General features: G+C 70.1%; 19 protein-coding genes. 16 read left to right on the forward strand and 3 right to left on the reverse strand.

The window, feature by feature from the left end; all coding sequences use genetic code 11:
* Positions 1-42 precede the first annotated feature (42 nt).
* The 10 genes from IMW82_RS15130 (at position 43) to ilvA (ending at position 12537) form a co-directional block, all read left to right on the forward strand.
* Positions 43-1647, forward strand: a complete 1605-nt coding sequence (locus tag IMW82_RS15130; protein ID WP_211005235.1) for a 2-isopropylmalate synthase — start codon at positions 43-45, stop codon at positions 1645-1647.
* Entirely contained in the window at positions 1644-2585 is a 942-nt protein-coding gene (locus tag IMW82_RS15135) for a branched-chain amino acid transaminase (RefSeq protein ID WP_211005156.1), read from the forward strand. Before IMW82_RS15130 ends, IMW82_RS15135 begins: the two co-directional genes overlap by 4 nt.
* Positions 2585-3997: a 3-isopropylmalate dehydratase large subunit gene (gene leuC, locus IMW82_RS15140; RefSeq protein WP_211005157.1), complete on the forward strand. Its 1413-nt coding sequence runs from the start codon at positions 2585-2587 to the stop codon at positions 3995-3997. Before IMW82_RS15135 ends, leuC begins: the two co-directional genes overlap by 1 nt.
* On the forward strand, positions 3994-4575 hold the full coding sequence (leuD, locus tag IMW82_RS15145) for a 3-isopropylmalate dehydratase small subunit (protein WP_211005158.1): 582 nt from the start codon (positions 3994-3996) through the stop codon (positions 4573-4575). Before leuC ends, leuD begins: the two co-directional genes overlap by 4 nt.
* A complete protein-coding gene (gene leuB, locus IMW82_RS15150; RefSeq protein ID WP_211005159.1) occupies positions 4572-5669 on the forward strand; it encodes a 3-isopropylmalate dehydrogenase in 1098 nt (365 codons plus the stop codon). The genes leuD and leuB overlap by 4 nt, the downstream gene beginning before the upstream one ends.
* A gap of 177 nt (positions 5670-5846) precedes the next feature.
* A complete protein-coding gene (locus tag IMW82_RS15155) occupies positions 5847-7553 on the forward strand; it encodes a dihydroxy-acid dehydratase (RefSeq protein WP_211005160.1) in 1707 nt (568 codons plus the stop codon).
* On the forward strand, positions 7550-8560 hold the full coding sequence (gene ilvC / locus IMW82_RS15160; protein WP_211005161.1) for a ketol-acid reductoisomerase: 1011 nt from the start codon (positions 7550-7552) through the stop codon (positions 8558-8560). Before IMW82_RS15155 ends, ilvC begins: the two co-directional genes overlap by 4 nt.
* Positions 8561-8701: 141 nt before the next feature.
* Positions 8702-10558 carry a biosynthetic-type acetolactate synthase large subunit gene (ilvB, locus tag IMW82_RS15165; RefSeq protein WP_211005162.1) on the forward strand — a complete coding sequence of 619 codons (1857 nt, stop codon included), beginning with the start codon at positions 8702-8704 and terminating at the stop codon, positions 10556-10558.
* A 168-nt stretch (positions 10559-10726) separates the two neighbouring features.
* Complete coding sequence (gene ilvN, locus IMW82_RS15170) at positions 10727-10975, forward strand: acetolactate synthase small subunit (protein ID WP_108472100.1); 249 nt, start codon at positions 10727-10729, stop codon at positions 10973-10975.
* Complete coding sequence (ilvA, locus tag IMW82_RS15175; protein WP_211005163.1) at positions 10972-12537, forward strand: threonine ammonia-lyase, biosynthetic; 1566 nt, start codon at positions 10972-10974, stop codon at positions 12535-12537. Before ilvN ends, ilvA begins: the two co-directional genes overlap by 4 nt.
* 4 nt (positions 12538-12541) lie before the next feature.
* Here ilvA and IMW82_RS15180 read toward each other — a convergent pair whose 3' ends face one another.
* The gene (locus IMW82_RS15180; protein ID WP_211005164.1) at positions 12542-13705 is read right to left on the reverse strand and encodes a GGDEF domain-containing protein; all 1164 of its coding nucleotides are present in this window, start codon (positions 13703-13705) and stop codon (positions 12542-12544) included.
* 262 nt (positions 13706-13967) lie between these two features.
* Here IMW82_RS15180 and ubiA point away from each other — a divergent pair, with 262 nt between their 5' ends.
* Positions 13968-14897: a 4-hydroxybenzoate octaprenyltransferase gene (gene ubiA / locus IMW82_RS15185; RefSeq protein WP_211005236.1), complete on the forward strand. Its 930-nt coding sequence runs from the start codon at positions 13968-13970 to the stop codon at positions 14895-14897.
* 29 nt (positions 14898-14926) lie between these two features.
* Here ubiA and IMW82_RS15190 read toward each other — a convergent pair whose 3' ends face one another.
* Together IMW82_RS15190 and IMW82_RS15195 are read right to left on the reverse strand one after the other, a co-directional pair.
* Complete coding sequence (locus IMW82_RS15190) at positions 14927-15646, reverse strand: ComF family protein (RefSeq protein ID WP_211005165.1); 720 nt, start codon at positions 15644-15646, stop codon at positions 14927-14929.
* A complete protein-coding gene (locus IMW82_RS15195) occupies positions 15646-15852 on the reverse strand; it encodes a hypothetical protein (protein ID WP_108472107.1) in 207 nt (68 codons plus the stop codon). Before IMW82_RS15195 ends, IMW82_RS15190 begins: the two co-directional genes overlap by 1 nt.
* 151 nt (positions 15853-16003) lie before the next feature.
* Between IMW82_RS15195 and bioB the strand changes: the two genes are divergently transcribed.
* From bioB to bioC, 5 genes are all read left to right on the forward strand, one after another.
* Positions 16004-17047 carry a biotin synthase BioB gene (bioB, locus tag IMW82_RS15200; protein WP_211005166.1) on the forward strand — a complete coding sequence of 348 codons (1044 nt, stop codon included), beginning with the start codon at positions 16004-16006 and terminating at the stop codon, positions 17045-17047.
* A 148-nt stretch (positions 17048-17195) separates the two neighbouring features.
* Positions 17196-18401: an 8-amino-7-oxononanoate synthase gene (gene bioF, locus IMW82_RS15205; RefSeq protein WP_211005167.1), complete on the forward strand. Its 1206-nt coding sequence runs from the start codon at positions 17196-17198 to the stop codon at positions 18399-18401.
* Between the two features lie 28 nt (positions 18402-18429).
* Positions 18430-19173: a sulfurtransferase gene (locus IMW82_RS15210; protein ID WP_211005168.1), complete on the forward strand. Its 744-nt coding sequence runs from the start codon at positions 18430-18432 to the stop codon at positions 19171-19173.
* Positions 19170-19955, forward strand: coding sequence for a pimeloyl-ACP methyl ester esterase BioH (gene bioH / locus IMW82_RS15215; protein ID WP_108472111.1), 786 nt, complete (start codon positions 19170-19172; stop codon positions 19953-19955). Before IMW82_RS15210 ends, bioH begins: the two co-directional genes overlap by 4 nt.
* On the forward strand, positions 19952-20830 hold the full coding sequence (bioC, locus tag IMW82_RS15220; RefSeq protein WP_211005169.1) for a malonyl-ACP O-methyltransferase BioC: 879 nt from the start codon (positions 19952-19954) through the stop codon (positions 20828-20830). Before bioH ends, bioC begins: the two co-directional genes overlap by 4 nt.
* Position 20831 lies beyond the last annotated feature (1 nt).

The following is a 20831-nucleotide window of genomic DNA, read 5'->3' on the forward strand; positions in this document are numbered from 1 at the left end:
GGGTTTTTTTGTGCCTTCGGCGCCGCCCACAGCGGAGCCATGATGAAAACCCCCGGCCAGCACAACGCACCCGCCAGCGACGACGACGTAGTCGCCGGACGCGTGCGGATCTTCGACACCACCCTGCGCGACGGCGAGCAGGCGCCCGGTTTCTCGATGGACCGGCGCGCCAAGCTGCACATGGCGCAGCAGCTCGAGGCGCTCGGCGTGGACGTGCTCGAAGCGGGTTTTCCGCAGGCCTCGCCGGACGATTTTGCTGCAGTCGCGCAAATCGCCGGGGCGCTGAAAGCCACCACGGTCTGCGCCCTGGCACGCTGCCAGGACGGCGACATCGACAGTGCCGCCCGTGCGCTGCAGGCGGCCCGCCATTCGCGCATCCACCTGTTCCTGTCGACCAGCCCGCTGCATCGCGAGCACAAGCTGGGCATGAGCAAGGCGCAGGTACTGGAGACGGCGGTGCGCGCGATCGAGCGCGCCCGCGGGCTGTGCCACGAGGTGGAATTTTCCGCCGAGGACGCGCTGCGCACCGAACCCGACTTTCTCGCCAAGGTGTTCAGCGCCGCGGTCGCCGCCGGCGCCAGCACGCTCAACGCGCCGGACACGGTGGGCTACACCACGCCAACCGAGATCGTCGAACTGTTCGAGTACCTGCGCCGCCACGTCGTGGGCGCGGAGCGGGTGGTGTTCTCCAGCCACTGCCATGACGACCTCGGCATGGCAGTGGCGAACAGCCTCGCCGCGGTGAGCGCCGGCGCACGCCAGGTGGAGTGCACCATCAACGGCATCGGCGAGCGCGCCGGCAACGCCGCGCTGGAGGAGGTGGTGATGGCGCTGAAGGTGCGCGCGCCGCACTTCGGCGTGGATACCCGCATCGACACGCGCCAGCTGTATCCCACCTCGCGCCTGCTGACCGAGCTGACCGGCCAGGCGGTGCCGCGCAACAAGGCGATCGTCGGCGCCAACGCGTTTGCGCACGAGTCGGGCATCCACCAGCACGGCATGCTCAAGCACCGCGGCACCTACGAGATCATGCGGCCACAGGACGTCGGCATCGCCGAAACCCGCCTGGTGATGGGCAAGCACTCCGGCCGCGCCGCGCTGCGCCAGCGCCTGCAGACACTGGGCCACACGCCGGACGACGCTGCGCTGGACGACATCTTCAGCCGCTTCAAGACGCTGGCCGACCACGGCCGCGAGCTGCACGACGAAGACCTGGAAGCGCTGGCACTGGGCCGCGATCCGCACGCTGCCGGCCCATGGCATCTGGTGCAGCTGCACGCCAGCTCGCACTTCGGCGGCAGCGCCTCGGCCTCGGTGAAGCTGGCCCACGACGACGGCCGCGAGGTGGGCGAAGCGGCGATCGGCGACGGCCCGGTGGACGCGGTGCTGCGCGCGATCGAGCGCGCCACCGGCACGCCGTTGGCACTCACCCGCTTCCAGATCGACGCGCTCGGCGAAGGCGCCGACGCCCAGGGCCACGCGCAACTGAGCGCCCGCCATGCCGAGCGCGACTGGCGCGGCCACGGCAGCAGCACAGACATCGTCGAGGCCACCGCGTTGGCCGCGCTGGTCATCGTCAACCGGATCGAACGCCAGGCGCCGGCCACCGCCGGAACCACCACGCACGCCAAGGGAGTCACTGCATGAGTACGCCATTCGTCTGGCACAACGGCCGCATCAAGCCGTGGGCCGAGGCCAACGTCCACGTCAGCACGCACGCGCTGCACTACGGCTCCTCCGTGTTCGAGGGCGAGCGCGTGTACGCCACCCCGCGCGGTCCGGCCTATTTCCGCCTTGCCGACCACACCCGTCGCCTGTTCGAGTCGGCTCGCGTCTACGAGATCGAGGTCGGCTACAGCGAGGAGGAGATCAACGCCGCCTGCCTGGAGCTGATCCGCGCCAACGCGATGCCATCGGCCTATGTGCGGCCGATCGTGTTCCGCGGCGCCGGTGGCCTGGGCGTGCTGGCGAAGGACGGCGCGCCGGTCGAGGTAGCGCTGATGGCGATGGCCTGGGGCGCGTACCTGGGCGAGGCGGCCGAACGCGGCGCCGACGTGTGCGTATCGTCGTGGCACCGCCCCGCGCCGAACACCATCCCGAGCTGGGCCAAGGCCGGCGGCAATTACCTGTCGAGCCAGCTGATCGGGCTGGAGGCACGCCGCAACGGCTACGACGAAGGCATCGCGTTGGGCCACGGCGGCCTGCTCAGTGAAGGCGCCGGCGAGAACATCTTCCTGGTCAAGCGCGGCAAGCTGCTCACGCCGCCGTCCAGCGCCGGCATCCTGGCCGGGATCACCCGCGACAGCGTGCTCGCCCTGGCCGCCGATCTCGGCATCGCGGTGGAAGAACGCGAGCTGCCGCGCGAGGCGCTGTACTCGGCCGACGAGGTGTTCATGACCGGCACCGCCGCCGAGATCACCCCGGTGCGCTCGGTCGACCGCAAGGCGATCGGCAAGGGTGCGCCGGGTCCCGTCACGCAGCAGCTGCGGCAGGCGTTCTTCGGCCTGTTCGAAGGGCGTACCGAAGATCGCCGGGGTTGGCTCACACCGGTGTACAGCGAAGCCACGGCGCAGGAGGCAGCGTGATGGCCAGGACCCTCTTTGAAAAAATCTGGGATGCCCACGTGGTCGCCGCCGAGACCACCGACACGCCGGCGATCCTCTACATCGACCTGCACCTGGTGCACGAGGTCACCTCGCCGCAGGCGTTCAGCGAGCTGCGCGAGCGCGGGCTGAAGCTGCGCCGGCCGGATCGCATGCTGGCCACGCTGGACCATTCCACGCCGACCCTGCCGGCGAACGCCGACGGCAGCCGCCCGTATGCGAACGCCGAGGCGCAGGCGCAGGTCGCGCAGCTGGAGGCGAACTGCCGCGAGTTCGGCGTCGAGCTGCACGGCTGGGATAGCGCCGAGCGCGGCATCGTGCACGTGATCGGCCCCGAGCTGGGCGCGACGCAACCGGGCATGACCATTGTCTGCGGCGACAGCCACACCTCCACGCATGGTGCCTTTGGAGCCTTGGCATTCGGCATCGGCACCACCGAGGTCGGCCACGTGATGGCCACGCAATGCCTGCTGCAGCGCAGGCCGAAGACCATGGCAATCCATGTGGACGGCCAATTGCCTGTCGGCGTCGGCGCGAAGGACCTGATCCTGCACATCATCGGCAGCATCGGCGTCGATGGCGGCACCGGCCACGTGCTGGAGTACCGCGGCGCGGCGATCGAGGCGCTGTCGATGGACGAGCGCATGACCGTGTGCAACATGTCGATCGAGGCCGGCGCGCGTGCCGGGCTGATCGCGCCGGACGACACCACGTTCGCCTGGCTGAAAGGTCGTCCGCGCGTGCCGCAGGGCGCGGCGTGGGAGACAGCCGTCACGCAATGGCGTGCGCTGAAGAGCGACGACGGCGCGCGTTACGACCGCGAGGTGCGCATCGATGCCGCGGCGGTGAAGCCCACCGTCACCTACGGCACCCACCCCGGCATGGCGATCGCCATGGACGCACCGGTGCCGCCGGCGACGAATGCGCAGGAGCGCCGCGCGCTCGACTACATGCAGAGCAAGCCGGGCCAGCCGATGCAGGGCACGCCGGTGGACGTGGTGTTCATCGGCAGCTGCACCAACTCGCGCCTGTCCGACCTGCGCGAAGTGGCGCGCGTGCTGCACGGTCGACGCGTCGCCGACGGCGTGCGCATGCTGGTGGTGCCCGGCTCCGAGGCGGTGCGCCGCGACGCCGAGCGCGAAGGCCTGCACCAGGTGTTCCTTGCCGCCGGCGCCGAGTGGCGCGTACCCGGCTGCTCGATGTGCATCGCCATGAACGGCGACCTGGCCCAGCCGGGCCAGCTGGTCGTGTCCACCTCCAACCGCAACTTCGAAGGCCGCCAGGGCAAGGGCGCGCGCACCGTGCTGGCCAGCCCGGCCACCGCTGCGGCGAGCGCGGTGGCCGGGCGCATCGCCGATCCGCGCGAGTACATGACGCAGGAGCAAGCCGCATGAAACCCGTCACCCATCTCCACTCGCGCACTGCCGTGCTGGCCGACGAGAACATCGACACCGACCGCATCATCCCGGCGCGCTTCCTCACCACCACCACCCGTGACGGATTGGGCAAGTTGTGCTTCCACGACTGGCGCTACCAGGCCGACGGCAGCGACAACCCCGCCTTCCCGCTGAACCGGCCGGAAGCGCACGGCTGCGCGATCCTGGTCGCCGGGAACAACTTCGGCTGCGGTTCCTCGCGCGAGCACGCGCCGTGGGCGCTGCTGGACTACGGCATCCAGGCGGTGCTGTGCAGCGAGATCGCGGACATCTTTCGCGGCAACGCGCTGAAGAACGGCCTGCTGGCGATCCAGCTCGACGAACTGGAACACCGCTGGCTGCTCAGGCACCCCGGCATCGAGCTGGCGATCGACGTGCGCGGCCAGTTCATCGCACTGCCCGACGGCGGCCGCATCCCGTTCGTGCTGGAACCGTTCGCCCGGCACTGCCTGCTCCACGGCGTCGACCAGCTCGGCTACCTCTTGCAAAACGAGAAGTTGATCACCCATTACGAACAACAGGAGCAAGCGGCATGAAGGCCCATATCGTCACCCTGCCCGGCGATGGCGTCGGCCCCGAGGTCACCGCCGCCGCCGTGGCCGTGCTGAAAGCCGTGGCCGCGCGCTACGAACACGTGTTTGCATTCGAGGAACAGTTGATCGGCGGCGCCGCGATCGACGCCTGCGGCGAACCGCTGCCAGCCGCCGCGCTGGCCGCGTGCCGCCGCGCCGACGCGGTGCTGCTGGGCGCCGTGGGCGGACCGAAGTGGTCCGATCCAGACGCATCGGTGCGCCCCGAGCAAGGCCTGCTGGCACTGCGCGCCGCGCTCGGCGTCTACGCCAACCTGCGCCCGCTGCAAGTGCATCCGGCGCTGGCCAACCTGTCGCCGCTGAAGAACGACCGACTCCGGCACGTCGACGTGCTGTTCGTGCGCGAACTGACCGGCGGCATGTATTTCGGCGCGCGCACCCGCAGCGCCGATGCCGCCACCGACGAATGCAAATACACCGTGGCCGAGATCGAGCGCGTGGTGCGCCGTGCGTTCGCGCTGGCGCGCGACCGCCGTCGCCATGTCACCTCGGTCGACAAGGCCAACGTGCTGGAAACCTCGCGGCTGTGGCGCAGCACGGTGCAGCGCATCGCCGCCGAGTATCCCGACGTGACGCTCGAGCACCAGCTGGTCGACTCGATGGCGATGCTGCTGCTGACCCGGCCCAACCGCTACGACGTGGTGGTCACCGAGAACCTGTTCGGCGACATCCTCACCGACGAAGCCGCCGCGCTGGCCGGTTCGCTCGGCCTGCTGCCGTCGGCGTCGCTGGGCGACGGCCGGTGCGGCGTGTACGAACCGATCCACGGTTCGGCGCCGGACATCGCCGGCACCGGCGTGGCCAATCCGGTCGGCGCGATCCTCTCTGCCGCGCTGCTGCTGCGCCACTCGCTGGGCCTGGAGGCCGAGGCGGTCGCGGTGGAGTCGGCGGTGGAGCAGGTGCTGCGGCATGGCCCGCACAGCCGTGATATCGGCGGCGACGCCGGCACCGACGAGGTGCGCGATGCGGTACTGGCCGCGATCGAGGACCACGCCGACAGCGCCGCCGCATTCTTCTGCGGAGCACGCGCATGCGGCTGATGTGCACTCACCCTTTTCCCAGCGGCCACATGGACGTGTCCGTATTTTCTGCTGCCCCCTGCGCGCATGCGACGCGGATGGTCCCTGCACGCCGTGATGGCGCCGACTCCCTGGCCATCCCGTCGACCTCCCTCGCGCGCCGGGGGCGCTTTTCTTTCCGCAACTCCTGGAATCGCCATGCGCAGTGACCTCATCAAGAGCGGCCCCGACCGCGCCCCCGCCCGCGCCATGCTGCGTGCCACCGGCCTCGACGACGAAGCCATCGCACGGCCGCTGGTCGCCGTGGTGCACACCTGGTCGAACGTCAGCCCATGCAACCTCAACCTGCGCGAGCTGGCGGTCGAGGCGGCGGCCGGCATTCGCGCCGCGGGCGGCACACCGGTGGAGTTCAACACCATCGCGGTCACCGATGGCATCGCGATGGGCACGCCGGGCATGCGCTCGTCGCTGATCAGCCGCGAGGTGATCACCGACTCGATCGAACTGGCGGTGGACGGCCACTGCCTCGACGCGATGGTGGTGCTGTGCGGCTGCGACAAGACCATCCCCGCCGCCGCGATGGCCATGGCGCGGCTGAACATCCCCGGCGTGGCGTTGTACGGCGGCAGCATCGCGCACGGCACCCACGACGGCCATCCGATCACCATCCAGCAGGTGTTCGAGGCGGTCGGCGCGCACGGCGCCGGCAAGATCGACGACGCGGAACTGACCGCGGTGGAGCGCGACGCCTGCCCCGGTGCCGGCGCCTGCGGCGGCCAGTTCACCGCGAACACGATGGCGATGGTGCTGACCACGCTGGGCCTGTCGCCGCTGGGCTACAACGACATCCCCGCCACCCATCCGGCCAAGGGCGCCGCCGCCTTCCGCTGCGGCGAACTGGTGATGGAATGCCTGCGCGCGGAACGCACGCCGCGCGAGCTGATCACGCGCACCTCGATGCGCAACGCTGCGCGCATGGTCGCCGCCACCGCCGGTTCCACCAATGCGGTGCTGCATCTGCTGGCGATCGCGCGCGAAGCCGGTGTCGAGTGGACGCTAGAGGATTTCCAGCCGGCCTCGGAACACACCCCGGTAATCGCCGACCTGCTGCCCGGCGGCCGCTACACCGCGGTCGAGCTGTTCGGCGCCGGCGGCAGCGCACGGGTGGCGCAGGAACTGATCGCCGCCGGCATGCTGGAAGACGTACCCACCGTCACCGGCCGCACGCTGTTCGAGGAGGTCGCCGCCGCGCCACACGCCGCCGCGCAGGACGTGGTGCATCCGGTAGGCGCACCACTGAAGCCGCGCGGCGGCTACTCGATCCTGTACGGCAACCTGGCGCCGGAAGGCTGCATCCTCAAGCTCGCCGGCAAGGGCGCCAGCCATTTCGAAGGCCGCGCCCGCGTCTACGAAAGCGAGGAGCAGGCGTTCGCCGCGGTACAGGCCGGCGACATCGGCAAGGGCGACGTCATCGTGATCCGCAACGAAGGCCCCGCCGGCGGCCCCGGCATGCGCGAGATGCTCGGCGTCACCGCCGCACTGATCGGCCGCGGCCTCGGCGACGACGTGGCACTGATCACCGACGGCCGTTTCTCCGGTGCCACCCACGGCTTCATGGTCGGCCACATCGCGCCGGAAGCCGCGCGCGGCGGCCCGATCGCGCTGCTGCACGAAGGCGACCGCATCCGCATCGACGCCGACACGCGCGCGATCGCCACCGATGCCGACCTCGCCGCACGTCGTGCCGGCTGGCAGGCACCGGCACCGAAGGTCAGCCGCGGCGCGCTGGCCAAGTACGCGCTGCTGGTCGGCTCCGCTTCCGACGGTGCCACCACGCATCCCGGCACCACCGTCTCCACCCCTCAACCCATCCACACCGAAACCCACCAGGGAGTCACCGCATGAGCAGCCACAACCCCCTCGCCACATCCCGCATCGCCGTACTCGGCTACGGCAGCCAGGGCCGCGCGCATGCGCTCAACCTGCGCGACTCCGGCCTCGATGTCGTGGTCGGCCTGCGCCCGAACGGCCCGACCTGGCACAAGGCCAAGGCCGACGGCTTCAACGTCGTCGAGCCGGCCGAGGCGGTGAAGGGCGCCGACCTGGTCGCCGTGCTGGCCCCGGACATGGTGCAGCCGACGCTGTACAGGGAGGCGATCGAGCCGAACATCAAACCCGGTGCCGCGCTGTTGTTCGCGCACGGCTTCAACGTGCACTTCGGCCAGATCAAGCCGCGCGCCGACATCGACGTGATCCTGGTCGCGCCGAAAGGCCCCGGTGCGCTGGTGCGCAGCGAGTACGAGCGCGGCCGCGGCGTGCCGTGCATCTGGGCGGTGCATCAGGACGTCAGCGGCCAGGCCGAGGCGAAGACGAAGGGCTACGCCGACGGCATCGGCGGCGGCCGCGCGATGATCATCCAGACCGACTTCAAGGAAGAGACCGAGACCGACCTGTTCGGCGAGCAGGCGGTGCTGTGCGGCGGCGCCAGCGAGCTGGTGATCAAGGGTTTCGAGACCCTGGTCGAGGCCGGCTACCAGCCGGAAATCGCCTACTACGAGGTGATGCACGAGCTGAAGCTGATCGTCGACCTGTTCTACGAGGGTGGCCTGGCGAAGATGCTGCAGTTCGTCTCCGAGACCGCGCAGTACGGCGACTACGTCAGCGGCCCGCGGGTGGTCGACGCCGGCACCAAGGCGCGCATGAAGGAGGTGCTCACCGACATTCAGGACGGCACCTTCGCGCGCAACTGGATCGCCGAGTACCAGGCCGGCCTGCCGAACTACAAGCGCCTGAAGCAGGCCGACCTCGAGCATCCGATCGAGCAGGTCGGCGCCGCGCTGCGTGCACGGATGCCGTGGCTGCAGCCGAACCAGGCACCTGCTGCCGTCGCGCCGCTGAAGAAGGCTGGCTGACCGCTTCTGCTCCTCCCCCTGTTTCACAGGGGAAGGCTGGGAGGGGATGCGCTTTTGACTTGAAGATCAGGAGCACCCCACCCCAACCCTCCCCTGCCTTGCAGGGAGGGGCACGGTATCGAATCCTTGGGAATTTTTCTCGTGAATGCACCAGCACTGAAAGCCGAAACCACCACCGACCGGCACCCGCTGGCCGGGCAGAGCATGAGCGGCGCCGAAGTGATCGTGCAGGTACTCGCCGACGAAGGCGTCGGCGTGCTGTTCGGCTACTCCGGCGGCGCGATCCTGCCGGTGTACGACGCGGTGTTCCGCCACAACGCCGAGCATCCGCGCTCCGACGGCGGCGAGGCGATGCGGCTGGTGGTGCCCGCCAACGAGCAGGGCGCCGGCTTCATGGCGGCCGGCTATGCGCGCGCGTCGGGCCGGGTCGGCGTGGCCATCGTCACTTCCGGCCCCGGCGCCACCAACATGGTCACGCCGGTACGCGACTCGATGGCCGACTCGATCCCGCTGGTGGTGATCTGCGGCCAGGTCGGCACCGCGGCGATCGGCAGCGATGCGTTCCAGGAGGCGCCGGTCAGCAACATCATGGGCGCCTGCGCCAAGCACGTGTTCCTGGTCACCGACGCCACGCAGCTGGAAGCCACCATGCGCACCGCGTTCACCCTGGCGCGCAGCGGCCGGCCCGGTCCCGTGGTGGTGGACGTGCCCAAGGACGTGCAGAATGCCGCGCTCACCTGGCACGGCAGCGGCGAACTGCTGCTGGCCGGCTACCGCGCGCGGCTGCGCGCGGTCGAGCAGTCGGCGCTGAATGATGCCGATTGCTCGGCGTTCTTCGCCGCGCTGATGCAGGCGCGGCACCCGCTGATCTACGCCGGCGGCGGCGTGATCGCGGCGGAGGCCTCGGCCGCGTTGCGTGCGTTCGTCGACGCCTTCGGGCTGCCGGTCACCACCACGCTGATGGGCCTGGGCGGCTTCGACAGCACCGACCCGCTGGCGCTGCACCTGCTCGGCATGCACGGCACCGCGTATGCGAACTACGCGGTGGAGGATTGCGACTTCGTGCTGGCGCTGGGCGCGCGCTTCGACGACCGCGTCGCCGGCGTGCCGGACAGATTCGCGCCGCGGGCGAAGTTCATCGCCCAGCTCGACATCGACCCGTCCGAGATCGGCAAGGTGAAGTCGGTCGACTGGCAACACGTGGGGCCGATGGTGCGCGCGCTGGAACGGCTCACCGCGTATGGCCGCGCGCATGGCCTGCGGCCGAAGCTGGGCGCCTGGCATGCGCACGTGGCCGAACTGAAACGCGTGCACGCGATGAACTACGACCGCGCCAGCACGCTGATCCAGCCGTACGCGGTGATCGAGGCGATCAACCGCCACACGCAGGGCAACGCCATCGTCAGCACCGGCGTCGGCCAGCACCAGATGTGGGCGGCGCAGTATTTCGACTTCCGCGCGCCGCGCCGCTGGCTCACTTCCGGCTCGATGGGCACGATGGGCTTCGGCCTGCCGGCCGCGATCGGCGCGCAGTTCGCGCATCCGGGCAAGCTCGTCATCGACATCGACGGCGACGCCAGCATCCGCATGAACATCGGCGAGCTGGAAACCGTCACCACTTACGGCCTGCCGCTGAAGGTCGTGGTGCTCAACAACGTCGGCGACGGCATGGTGCGGCAGTGGCAGAAGCTGTACTTCAAGGGCCGCTTCGCCTCGTCGGACAAGAGCCTGCACAAGAAGGACTTCGTGCGCGCCGCGCAGGCCGACGGCTTCGAGTGGTCGCGGCGGCTGGAATGCGCGGACAAGCTGGAGGCGACGCTTGCCGACTTCCTCGCCTACCCCGGCCCGGCCTTCCTGGAAGTGATGATCGACCCGGATGCCGGCGTGTACCCGATGGTCGGCCCCGGCGCCAGCTACGCGCAGATGATCACTGGCGATTTCATCGCCTCGCGCGCTGCGCCGGCCGCGCGCGAGCCCGCCACCTCGAACATGTTCTGAGCCGTGAACTTTTCCACCCGCCCGAGATCACGACCAGTCTTCACCGTCGTCATTCCCGCGAAGGCGGGAATCGCATCACCGCCCTCAAGTGCGATTCCCGCCTTCGCGGGAATGACGAAGCAAGGGCATGTCCCGGCAGGCCAGGGACTCACTAACGGAGCCAATCGCATGAACCACACCCTGTCCATCCTGTTGCAGAACGAAGCCGGCGCGCTGGTGCGCGTGGCCGGACTGTTTGCCGCGCGCGGCTACAACATCGACACGCTGACCGTGGCGGCCACGCACGACCCCGCCGTCTCGCGGCTCACGCTGAGCCTGCAGTGCGACGAAGCGGCACTCGGCCAGATCCTGCAGCAGACGCGCAAGCTGGTCGACGTGCTGCAGGTGGCGCACCCGGCGACGGCGCTGGCTGCATGAATGCCGTTGCGCCACGGACCACCGATGACGATGCGGTGGCGGAAGGCGACCTGCTGGCACAGATCCGCGCCGCGCGTGTCTACGACGTGGCGCAGGAATCGGCGCTGGAGCCGGCGCCGCTGCTCGGTGCGCGGCTGGACCGGCGCGTGCTGCTCAAGCGCGAGGACCAGCAGCCGGTGTTCTCGTTCAAGCTGCGCGGCGCGTACAACTGCATGGTGCAGCTGGGCGCGGCGCAACGCGCGCGCGGCGTGGTCGCCGCCTCCGCCGGCAACCACGCGCAGGGCGTGGCGCTGGCCGCGGCAAAGCTGGGCATCCACGCCACCATCGTGATGCCGGTGACCGCGCCGCAGGTGAAGGTGGACGCGGTGCGCCGCTTCGGCGGGACGATGGTCGAAGTGCTGCTGGCCGGCGATTCCTACAGCGACGCGCAGGCCGCCGCCGCGCGCCTGCAGGCCGAGCGCGGCGCGGTGTTGGTGCACCCGTTCGACGACCCGGCGGTGATCGCCGGCCAGGGCACGATCGGCCTGGAGATCCTGCGCCAGCACCCGCGCCCGCTGCAGGCGGTGTTCGTGCCGGTCGGTGGCGGCGGCCTGCTCGCTGGCGTCGCCGCCGGCATCAAGGCGCTGCGGCCCGGAGTGAAAGTCATCGGTGTGCAGGCCAGCGATTCGGACGCGATGGCACGTTCACTGGAAACCGGCGAACGCGTCACGCTGGATGAAGTCGGCCTGTTTGCCGACGGCACCGCGGTGAAGCAGGTCGGCGCGCTGACCTTCGCGCTGTGCCAGCAGCACGTGGACGCGATGCTGCGGGTGGATGCCGACGCGATCTGCGCGGCGATCCGCGACATCTACCAGGACACCCGCAGCGTAGCCGAACCCTCCGGCGCGCTGGCGCTGGCCGGGTTGAAGCAGTACGCCGCCACCCACGGCGACGACGGCGGCACGCTGGTGGCGATCGTTTCCGGCGCGAACATGAACTTCGACCGCCTGCGCTTCGTCGCCGAGCGCTCCGAAGTAGGCGAGCAGCGCGAGGCGGTGTTCGCGGTGACCATCCCGGAGGAGCGCGGCAGCTTCCGCCGCTTCTGCGCCGCACTGGGCCGCCACGACATCACCGAGTTCAACTACCGCATCGGCGACGCCCGTTCCGCGCACATCTTCGTCGGCGTGCGCATCGCCAGTCGCGACGAGCGCGAAGCGCTGGCGGCCGCCTTCTACGAACAGGAATTCGGCGTGCTTGACCTCACTGACGACGAACTGGCCAAGCTGCACCTGCGCCACATGATCGGCGGCCGCTCGCCGCTGGCACAGGATGAGCGGTTGTACCGCTTCGAGTTCCCCGAGCGGCCCGGCGCGCTCACCGATTTCCTCGGCCGCCTGCATCCGGACTGGAACATCAGCCTGTTCCACTACCGCAACCACGGCGCCGACCACGGCCGCATCCTGGTCGGCATCCAGGTGCCCGCGGCCGAGCTTCCGCTACTGCAGCGCTTCCTCGCCACGCTGGGCTACCCGCACGTGGACGAGAGCGCGCACCCCGCCTACCGGCTGCTGCTGCGTAGCTGACGGCTCAGAACAGATCGATGCTGCCCGCCGCCATCTCGCGCCCCAGCAGGCCACGCGCACTCAGGTCCTCGTAGCCGCAGATGCCGTTGCGGCCGTGCTGCTTCGCGAAGTAGAGCGCCTTGTCGGCGCGATCCAGCGCGCTCGCCGGGTAATCGTGGCGGCCGACGCCGGCGTAGCCGATGCTGACGGTGACGCTGCCCACCTGCGGAAACACATGCTCGGCGATGCGTCGCCGGAATCGCTCCAGCACGGCATGCACGGTGGCCTGTCCGGTCGGGCCGAACAGGATCACGAACTCCTCGCCGCCGAAGCGGAACAGCACATCGCTGCGGCGGAAGCAGGCGCGCATCTGCTGGGCCAGCAGCAGGATCACCTCGTCGCCATAGACATGCCCGTAGTTGTCGTTGATGCGCTTGAAGTGGTCGATGTCGAGAATCGCCAGCCATACCTGCGACTGCTCCGCGGCAGGCGCGGCGGACGGCCCGCGTGCCTCCGGTGCGGCCGCGGCTGCCTCGTGCAGCGCCTGTTCACGCTGGTAAAGCAGCCGCTGCAGCTGGCGCTCGAGGCTGCGCCGGTTGTACAGGCCGGTCAGCTTGTCGCGCTCGCTTTCATGGAGCAGGGCGGTGTAGTTGGCATAGATGCGGGCAAACCCCTCGGTGAGCGGCCGACTGGCTGCCGGCGGCATGTCGCTGTCCAGCTGCAGTGCGCCGATCGCGCGGCCATCGCACAGGATCGGCACGACCAGCCGGTGCATGTCCTGCACCCTTTCCGTCTGCACCTCCAGCCGGTGCATGCAGCGATGCAGCAGCTTCAACGCCGGATCGACCCGGTCCGGATCGTCCGTCTGCAACTGATAGGCGCCTTGCGCGTCCGGCACGCAGCGCACAACATTTTCCACATAGGTGCCGTCGACCGCCCGCTTGGCCAGCACCACCCGGTGCGCCGAAGTCAGTTCGGCCAGCGAAAGCACCAGGCTGTGGTCGAGCGCAGCGACGTCGCGGTGGTGGGTGAATGACGCCACCGAATCGAGCAGACGCGAATGCACGAACGAGTCCGCCAACGCAGACTCCGCCGCCACCGGCATGGAGGTGTCGGCAGCACCGTCGTCGGCTGCGGGCGCGGCGTGCGACGGAACGGTGTCCTCTTCGGTGATTTCGTCTCCGGCCATCAATGCTCCAGGCACCGGCGGCCATGGGCATCGTACGGCGCATGCTTGGCGTCACCCCGAACGGTATCGCCCTCAAGCCATATCGGCTGCCGGGCGCGGGACTTTAGCCGGCCGGTGATCCAGCGCGCTATTCGAGGCGGCAGGGCGCGCTAGACTTCCGTGCATGGTTCCCCCATCCCGCAAGAAGTACTCGCAGCGCAGCGCAGCGCCTGCGTCTGCCACCCGGCCACGGCCCGGCCCGGCGAAAACCACTGCCAGGCCGGTGCGCCCGGCGGACAGCTCGACCCGTGCCACGCGGGTGCTGGACTGGCTGCTGCAAAAACTGCCGACGCGCCAGCGCGAGAAAGCCCGCGACTACCTGGTGCTGACCCGGATGGACCGCCCGATCGGCGCGCTGCTGCTGCTGTGGCCGACCTGGTGGGCGCTGTGGCTGGCGGCTGGTGATTTCCCGCCGTGGAAGCTGCTGCTCATCTTCACCCTCGGCGTGTTCGTGATGCGCGCGGCCGGCTGCGCGATCAACGATTTCGCCGACCGCAAGCTCGACCCGCAGGTGGAACGCACCGCCGGGCGGCCGATCGCGTCGGGACGGGTGACGCCGCGCGAGGCGCTGGCGGTGTTCGCCGCGCTGCTGGCGTTCGCCTTCGTGCTGGTGCTGCTCACCAACCGGCTGACCATCCAGCTGGCGTTCGCCGGTGCCGCGCTGGCGGCGATCTACCCGTTCACCAAGCGCTGGACCTACCTGCCGCAGGTGGTGCTGGGCGCCGCGTTCGGCTGGTCGATCCCGATGGCGTTCGCCGCGGTTTCCGGCAGCGTGCCGCCGGTCGGCTGGCTGTTGTTCCTCGGCAACATCCTGTGGTCGGTGATCTACGACACCGAATACGCGATGGTCGACCGCGATGACGACCTCAAGGCCGGCGCGAAATCCACCGCGATCCTGTTCGGCGACGCCGACCTGCCGATCCTCGGCATGCTGATGGGCACCTTGCTGCTGGCGATGCTGTTCGTCGGCCAGCGTGCGGCACTCGGCTGGCCGTACTGGCTGGCCCTGCTGGCCGCCGCCGGCCTGTTCGGCTACCAGCTGTGGCTGATCCGCGAGCGCGCCCGCGACGCCTGCCTGGCCGCATTCCGCCACAACAACTGGCTGGGGCTGGCGCTGTGGATCGGCATCGTGCTGGCGCTGGCGGTGCGGTAGGAACGCACATTGTCCACAAGGGTGCGCCCCTACAAACGCGTAGAGGGAGACGGCGCCCGCGCCAGCGCCCACACGTCCACCCGCTGCACGCCGGCGCGGCGCAGCACGCGGGCGCATTCGGCCAGGGTGGCGCCGGTGGTCATCACGTCGTCGAGGATCGCCACATGCGCGGGCAGCGCCACGCCTTCGCGCACGGCAAACGCGCCATGCACGTTGCGGCGGCGGGCGAGCGCGTCGAGTTCGGTCTGCGCCGCGGTGGAGCGCCGGCGCAGCAGCGCGTCGTGATGCTGCGGCACGCCGGACGCGCGCGCCAGCGAGCGGGCCAGTTCCAGCGCCTGGTTGTAGCCGCGCCGGCGCAGCCGGCTGTGGTGCAGCGGCACGGCCAGCAGCAGTTGCGGCAGCCGGATCGGACATGGCTCGCGCTGCCACAGCATCGACAGCACGCGGCCGGCAGCGAGGTCGGCGCCGAACTTGTAGCGCGACTCCAGCCGGTCCAGCGGCCAGCCGTAGCGGAACGGTGCCCACGCCGCATCCCACGGCGGCAGGCGACGCTGGCACTCGCCGCACAATGCGGCCGGCGTGGCCAACGGCAAGGCGCAGCGCGCGCAGCAACTGCGGTTGCGTGGCAACTCCTCGGCGCAGGCGGCGCACAGGTCGATGCCGTCGGCGCCGGCTGCACCGCACAGCAGGCAGCGCAGCGGCAGCACGAAACGCTGCAGCCGCCGCCAGGGCGTCATCAGCGCATTCATCAGCGCTGCGGCTTGAACAGGGCCGCGTCGAGGATCGACCACAGGTGGACGATCCAGCCCAGCCACACGATCCACAGCACCGCGGCCAGCACGAACATGACGATCGCGATCAGCAACCGCCCCTGCACCAGCTGGCCCAGCCCCGGGATGAAGAAACTGCAGATCGCCGCGATCACATTGCCGGTACTGCCTTGTCCTTCGCTCATCCCCACATTCCCCGATCAGGTGGTTTCCCCGAGCAGGCGATGGTAACGACAGCCGGGCGCCGTGTCCCGTCAACTATTCGCCAAGGTATCGAGTTGACACACTCCCGGGCGACTTCCACACTTTCCCGCTTCCTGCTGGGAGTACCGTTGCATGCCCGACACTGCCATCCGCCACGACTGGGGCCGCGCCGAAGTGGCCGCGCTGTTCGCGCTGCCGTTCAACGAGCTGCTGCACCGCGCGCACAGCGTGCATCGCGAACACCACGATCCGAACGCGGTGCAGGTGTCGACCCTGCTGTCGATCAAGACCGGCGGCTGCCCCGAGGACTGCGCCTACTGCCCGCAGGCGGCGCGCTACGACACCGGCGTTGCCGCGCAGAAACTGATGGACACCGACGACGTGCTGGAACGCGCCCGCGCGGCCAAGGCCGCCGGCGCCAGCCGCTTCTGCATGGGCGCAGCCTGGCGCGGGCCGAAGGACCGCGACATCCCCAAGGTCGCCGCGATCGTGCGCGCGGTGAAGGACCTGGGCCTGGAAACCTGCGCCACCCTGGGCCTGCTCGGCGACGGCCACGCACAGGCGCTGAAGGACGCCGGCCTCGACTACTACAACCACAACATCGACACCGCGCCGGAGTTCTACGGCGAGATCATCCACACCCGCGAGTACCAGGACCGACTGGTCACGCTGGCACAGGTGCGCGACGCCGGCCTGAAGACCTGCTGCGGCGGCATCGTCGGCATGGGCGAGACGCGCGAGCAGCGCGCCGGCCTGCTGCAGGCGCTGGCCAACCTGCCCGAACATCCGCAGTCGGTGCCGATCAACCAGCTGGTGCCGGTGCCCGGCACGCCGCTGGGCGATACCGAGCCGCTCGACCCCTTCGAGTTCGTGCGCGCCATCGCGGTGGCGCGGATCCTGATGCCGCTGTCGATCGTGCGCCTGTCCGCCGGCCGCCAGCAGATGGACGACGCGGTGCAGGCGCTGTGCTTCTTCGCTGGCGCCGGCTCGATCTTCTACGGCGAAAAGCTGCTGACCACCGGCAACCCGGATGTGGAAGCCGATCGCGCGCTGTTCCGTCGGCTCGACCTGCATCCGATGGAGGTGGTCGAGAGTGCGGGGACGGTGCATGCGGACATTGGCAACAATGAAACCGCCGGTTGCGGCCATGGCTGCGGTTGCAGTGCCGCGGCGTAAGAGCACCCCACCCCACCCCTCCCCTGCTCACCCCGTTGGGGTGAGCAGGGGAGGGAGCAGAGCGCGCGACGCCGGCTTGGCTCCTTCCCCTGCATCGCAGGGGGAGGTTGGGAAGGGGTGCTCTTCACCCCGCGCCGAACACTGACCCATGCCCCGCCCCGACCTCCTGCAACGGCTGGCCGTCCAGACGGCCGAACGTGAACGCGCCAACCTGCGCCGCCGACTGCGCACGATCGACCACGCCGACGGTCCATGGCTGGAAAGCGGCAGCCAGCGCCTGCTGTCATTCTGCAGCAACGACTACCTCGGCCTGGCGCAGCACCCGCAACTGATCGCCGCGCTCACCCGCGCGGCGCGCGAGGAAGGCGTCGGCAGCACTTCGGCGCACCTGATCTGCGGCCACCGCCGTGAACACGCCGAGCTGGAAGAAGCCTTGGCCGTCTGGACCGGGCGCGAGCGCGCGCTGCTGTTCTCCACCGGCTACATGGCCAACCTCGGCCTGCTGCAGGCGCTGCTCGCGCGCGGCGATGTCTGCGTGCAGGACAAGCTCAACCACGCCTGCCTGCTCGATGGCGCCAGGCTCAGCGGCGCCGAGTTGAAGCGCTATCCGCACGCCGACGTGGACGCCGCCGCGCGCCAGCTGGCGGCGAATCCTGACGCGGCGGCGCTGCTGGCCACCGACGGCGTGTTCAGCATGGATGGCGACGGCGCGCCGCTGCGCGAGCTGGCGCAGCTGTGCGCACGCGAGCGCGCCACCCTGATGGTCGACGATGCGCATGGCCTCGGCGTGCTCGGCGCGCATGGCGCCGGCAGCCTCGACGCGGCGAAGCTGGGCCAGCATGAAGTGCCGCTGTTGATGGCCACGCTGGGCAAGGCGCTCGGCTGCAGCGGCGCGTTCGTGGCCGGGCCGGCCGCGCTGATCGAGGGACTGATCCAGTTCGCGCGTCCGTACATCTATACAACCGCGATGCCGCCGGCGCTGGCTGCCGCCGCGCTGGAGGCGGTGCGGCTGGCGCAGTCCGAGGGATGGCGCCGCGAAAAACTCGCCACCCTGATCGCCCGTTTCCGCCGCGGCGCGGCCGAACTCGGCCTGCCGCTGGCGGCCTCGCCCAGCGCGATCCAGCCGCTGCTGCTGGGCGGCGCCGAGACTGCACTGGCGGCGGCACAGGCGCTGGAACGGCAAGGCCTGCTGGTCACCGCGATCCGCCCGCCGACCGTGCCCGCGGGCCACGCGCGGCTGCGCATCACGCTGTCGGCGGCGCACGAGGAAGCCCACGTCGACCGGCTGCTGGGTGCGCTGGAAACGCTGCATCTGCCGGCCACGCTCCGGGCGCCCGGTGGCGACCACGTATAATCGCCGCCTGCTCCGCCGATTCCCCCGCATGTCGATCGTCAACATCTCCGCCTACAAGTTCATCAGCCTGGACGACCTGCCCGCGCTGCGCGAGCGGCTGCTCGCGCGCTGCGAGGCGCTGGCGCTGAAGGGCACGATCCTGCTGGCGCCGGAAGGCATCAACCTGTTCCTCGCCGGCAGCCGCGCACAGATCGACGGCTTCATGGCCACCTTGCACGACGACCCGCGTTTCGTCGACATCGTACCGAAGGAATCGCTATCCGACGACGTGCCGTTCGGACGTCTGCGCGTGCGCATCAAGCGCGAGATCATCACCATGCGCCTGCCCGCGATCCGCCCCGAAGGCGGTCGTGCGCCAGCGGTGGACGCGCCCACGCTGCAACGCTGGCTGGACCAGGGCCACGACGACGAGGGCCGCGAGGTGGTGCTGCTGGACACCCGCAACGACTACGAGACCGATGCCGGCAAGTTCACGCAGGCGGTCGACTACCGCCTCGCCAGCTTCACCGGCTTCCCCGCCGCGATCGCCGCCGACCGCGAACGCTACGAAGGCAAGACAGTGGTCTCGTACTGCACCGGCGGCATCCGTTGCGAGAAGGCCGCGCTGCACATGCATGGGCTCGGCATGGAGCATGTCTATCAGCTCGACGGCGGCATCCTGAAATACCTCGAACAAACCAATGGCACGCACTGGCAGGGCAACTGCTTCGTGTTCGACGGGCGCGGCGCCGTGGACAAACAGCTGCTGCCCGCGCCAGGCACCGACGCATGAGCCTGTACGTCGACCGGCGCGGCCACGGCCCCGTCCCGCTGGTGCTGCTGCACGGTTGGGCGATGCACGGCGGCGTGCTGGCGCCGCTGGTCGAGGTGCTGGAAGACCAATGCACCATGTACGTGGTCGACCTGCCCGGCCACGGCCGCTCGCGTGACTGCGGGTTGCCGCTGGAACCACGCGCCTGCGCCGAGGCGATCGCTACCATCACCCCGCCGGCGTTCTGGCTGGGCTGGTCGCTGGGCGGCACCATCGCGCTGACCGCCGCGCTGGAGCTGCCGCGGCAGGTGCGCGGGCTGGCGATGCTGTGCGCCACGCCGAAATTCGTGCGCGACGCCGGCTGGCCGCACGGCAGCGACGACAAGCTGGTGCACCAGCTGGCCAGCGACCTGGAAACCGACTACCACGCCACCATCGAGCGCTTCCTGGCGCTGGAGGCGATGGGCAGCGCCGACCCGCGCGGCGAACTGCGCCACCTGCGCGAGCTGGTGTTCGCCCGCGGCGAACCCGACTTGCGCGTGCTGCAGGAAGGCATCCGCATCCTGGAAAGCAGCGACCGTCGCGCCGCCCTGCCCGACCTCGCCGTGCGCAGCGCCTGGATCAGCGGCCGCCGCGACCGGCTGGTACCGCCGCAGGCGATGGCCTGGTCGGCCAGCCAGTGCGGCGGCCAATACACCGAAATCCAGCAGGCCGGCCACGCGCCGTTCTTCGGCCATGCCGACGCGGTGGCGCAGGCGCTGCGGCCGTTGCTGTTTCCTTCTTCCCTTGAGCAGGTTCGATGAGCGACTTTCAACTCGACCAACAGCGCGTGCGCCGCAACTTCGGCCACGCCGCCGGCAGCTACGAACAGCACGATGCGCTGCAGCGCGAAGTGGGCGATGCCCTGCTCGAACGGCTGGGTTTCTACCTGGAAACGCCGCTGCGCGTGGTCGACGTCGGCGCCGGCACCGGCCGCGGCAGCGCGCTGCTGAAGCAGAAATACCCCAAGGCCGAGGTGATCGCAGTCGACCTGGCGTTGCCGATGCTGCGCGCGGCGAAGCAGCACAACAGCTGGCTGAAACCGTTCCGCCGCGTCTGCGCCGAAGCCACCCACCTGCCGCTGGCCGACCACAGCGTGGACGTGCTGTATTCCAACCTGTGCTTCCAGTGGGTCGACGACCTGCCGGCGCTGTTCGGCGAATGCATGCGCGTGCTCAAGCCCGGCGGCTTCATGGCGTTCTCCAGCTTCGGCCCGGATACCCTGATGGAGCTGCGCGCGGCCTGGGCCGAAGCCGACCAGGAGCCACACGTGGGCCGCTTCCTCGACATGCACGACGTCGGCGACGCCATGCTCAACGCCGGCCTGCGCGACCCGGTGCTGGACGTGTTCCGCTACACCCTCACCTACAGCGAACCGCGCAAGCTGCTGGAAGAACTGCGCGGCCTGGGCGCCACCAACGCCGACCGCGCACGTGCCCGCGGCCTCACCGGCAAGGCGCGCTACCGGCGCATGCTGGCTGCGTACGAAAGCATGCGCCGGGACGGGCGCATTCCGGCCACCTGGGAAGTGGTCAGCGCGCACGCCTGGGGTCCGCCAGTCGGCCAGCCGCGCCGCGTGCCCGGCGGCGAGGTGGCCACCTTCTCGATCGACAGCCTGCGCGGCTCGCGGCGGCGTTGAT

Origin of the sequence: Rhodanobacter sp. B2A1Ga4 (assembly GCF_018101315.1) — a bacterium.
Classification (GTDB): Bacteria; Pseudomonadota; Gammaproteobacteria; order Xanthomonadales; family Rhodanobacteraceae; genus Rhodanobacter; species Rhodanobacter thiooxydans_A.